The following is a 3,189-nucleotide window of genomic DNA, read 5'->3' as shown; positions in this document are numbered from 1 at the left end:
TGCGCTGGCTGTCACATACGCAAGATTTAGTAATGGCACCGTTAGGTTAAGCAATTGCCAGTTACCATTTTCATCTGTGGTTGCTGTATAAGTTGCACCTATCAGCCCACCAACTAAATTCTCTGTGATGGTAATAGTACTGCCAGCGGGTAAATCTGAATCACCAGATAGCGACACCAAATTACCAAGCAAGAACGAAGGTATAATTCTCAGATCTGGGGCAACGGTATCCACCACACCATTGTCAGTAGCGCTGCCAGTGTTGCCGGCTGCATCACTGAGGCTGGCGGTGACTGTGTAAGCGCCATCAAGTAATGGTTGCGCAGCTTCGGCGCTCCAATTGCCACTGCCATCGGTTTGCACTGTCACTGTATGGCTGCCATTGCTATCGGTGAAGGTAATCGCGATATCACTGTTCGCTAAATCCGATGTACCGGTTACTACTGGGGTATTGTCGTTGGTTAATGCCGGTGCATCGATGCTGACGGTTGGCGCTTGCGTGTCTATCACCCCACCGTTTTCAGTATCGCTGGCGATATTACCAGCCGCATCCGTCACGCTACCACCGACTTGGAAAGCACCTTCTGCTAGCGAGTTCGGTACATCAACCGACCAACTACCATCTGCCAATACCGTGGCAGTTAAGGTTTGTATTGCACCTGTCGCATCAGTGACTGTTATATTAACAATGCCGCCAATTTCATCACTGCTACCGGTGATGGTCGGTGTGGTATCGCTCGTAGCAGCTAACGGATCAATATCAAAGCTCGGCGCTTGCGTGTCTATTAAACCGCCATTTTCTGTGTCTGAACCTGTATTACCCGCGGCATCAGTTACTGAAGCTACAACCACAAAACTGCCTTCAGCTAATGCTGTTGTAGCCGATATTGACCAAGTGCCATTAGCCTTAACTGTGGTGGTGACTGTTTGATTTGCTCCATTTGCATCAGTGATCACTAACGTCACTTGTGCCCCAGCTCGCGCATCCGTTGTGCCGCTGATAGTAGGGGTTGTATCATTGGTTTCTGCAAGCTGATTGATCTCGATAACAGGTGCAATTGTATCTATTACCCCTTGTGTATTTGCAGTGCCTGTATTTCCTACCACTGTAACATCCGCTCTCACCGTAAAATCTCCTTCGGCAAGAGGTTGAGTAGCCGTTACAGACCAAACCCCAGCTAAGACTTGTGCAGTTAGGATCTCTGGTGCATTAACACCATCATCAATCGTTACTGTAACGAGTGTATTGTCAGGTGCATTACTTGTTCCTGAAATAATAGGTGTTGCGTCATTAGTATTACCAATCTCATTAATTGCAATACTGGGGGCTGTGGTATTGAGCGTGAATGAACTTTGCGCAGTTGTGGTATTTCCTGCTGTATCAGACACTGTAGCACTGACAGTATAATCATCTTCAGCGAGTGTAGGCGCAGTCACGGACCAATTACCGCTAGCATCTACTGTGGCTGATAGTACTGTGTCATTACCACTGCTATCTGTGACAACAAGATTAATAATCGTCCCTTGTGGCTCTGACGATGACCCATTAATACTGGGTGTTGCATCATTAATAGTGCCTAAATTATTGATTGTTAATAATGGTGCTTGAGTATCTATATTACCCGAACCTGAAGCGCTTCCCGTATTACCCGCTGCATCTGTAATACTAGCATTTACTGTGTATCCACCATCAGGTAGGCTCGGCGCTACTACTTGCCAACTACCACCTGCTTGCACGACTGCAATTAGTGAATAATTATCGCCATTACTATCAGTAATAATCACATTAACTAAGGTGTTTTCAGGCTCTGTTGATGAACCACTGATACTAGGCGTTGCATCATTACCAAGACCATTATCATTTACAGTAAGAACAGGCACTAAGGTATCTATGTTGCCAGTTAATGACAGTGACGTTTCATTACCCGCATCATCCGTAATAACCGCAACGACAGTGTAATCCCCTTCGGCAAGTCCATTGCGAACTTCAACTGACCAGCGGTTATCGGCACCTACGGTTGCCTCTAATGTTTGCTCAACACCATTCGCATCAGTCACCGTGAGTATAACTTTGCCCCCAACTTCGTTGCTGGTACCGCTAAATACAGGTGTAACATCTTTGCCATCCCCGACACCCTGAACAGTAAGTGTCGGCGCAACTGTATCAATCACCCCACTGACTGACTCAGTTGCTTCGTTACCCACACCATCTCTAACACTTACATCAACCGTAAACCCACCATCGGCTAAAGGAGTTGTTGGACTGATTACCCAGTCACCACTGGCATCTACAGTAGCTGTTAATACTTCGCTGTTACCATCTTTATCTGTGACCACTACAGTCACACTTGCCCCTTGCCCTGCATCCGTTGTGCCACTAATTGCTGGGGTATTATCATTACTAAGCGTATCAACGCTAACGGTTAAAGTCGGTGGCGTGCTATCAAAATCTGTTGAGTTAATCGTGCGTATATTGCCTGCTTCATCGCTGGCACTGGCGGTAATTGAGCTGAGTGTTAACAGTGGGATACTGAGACCTGCCAATGACCAGTTACCCGCCGCATCGGTGGTCGCTGTGTAATTGATCACCCCACCGCCGAGTAAGTTTTGAGTGACAGTAACAGTGCTGCCCGCTGGTAAATCGGAAGTACCGTTGAGGGTCACGAGTTGCCCTAGCAAGAAGGTGGGCACAAAGGCAAGCTCTGGCGGTATGGTATCCACCACGCCATTGTCAGTAGCGCTGCCAGTGTTGCCTGCTGCATCACTAAGAGTGGCGGTTACTGTATAAGCGCCATCAAGTAATGGTTGCGCAGCTTCAGCGCTCCAATTACCACTGCCATCGGTTTGCACTGTCACTGTATGACTGCCATTGCTATCGCTGAAGGTAATGGCGATATCACTGTTCGCTAAATCCGATGTACCGGTCACTACTGGGGTATTGTCGTTGGTTAACGCCGGTGCATCAATGGTGACTGTTGGCGCTTGCGTGTCTACTACGCCACCATTTTCAGTGTCGCTGGCAGTATTGCCTGCCGCATCGGTGACACTGGCATCCACTTGGAATGCGCCTTCTGCAAGGGGTGTGGGTACATCCACCGACCAAGTGCCATCAGCAAGCACAGTCGCCGTTAAAGTTTGCACCGCGCCATTCGCATCGGTCACGGTTAGATTAACAACCCCACCAAAATC

General features: G+C 48.1%; 1 protein-coding gene. It reads right to left on the bottom strand.

Annotated elements, in window-relative coordinates:
* Positions 1-3,189 (bottom strand): beta strand repeat-containing protein (locus tag CWB85_RS20195; protein ID WP_171039042.1); only part of this gene is annotated, 3,189 nt, incomplete at both ends.

Origin of the sequence: Pseudoalteromonas sp. S1727, assembly GCF_005886375.1 — a bacterium.
GTDB classification, from domain to species: Bacteria; Pseudomonadota; Gammaproteobacteria; order Enterobacterales; family Alteromonadaceae; genus Pseudoalteromonas; species Pseudoalteromonas haloplanktis.
This window is presented reverse-complemented; position numbering and strand designations above follow the sequence as displayed.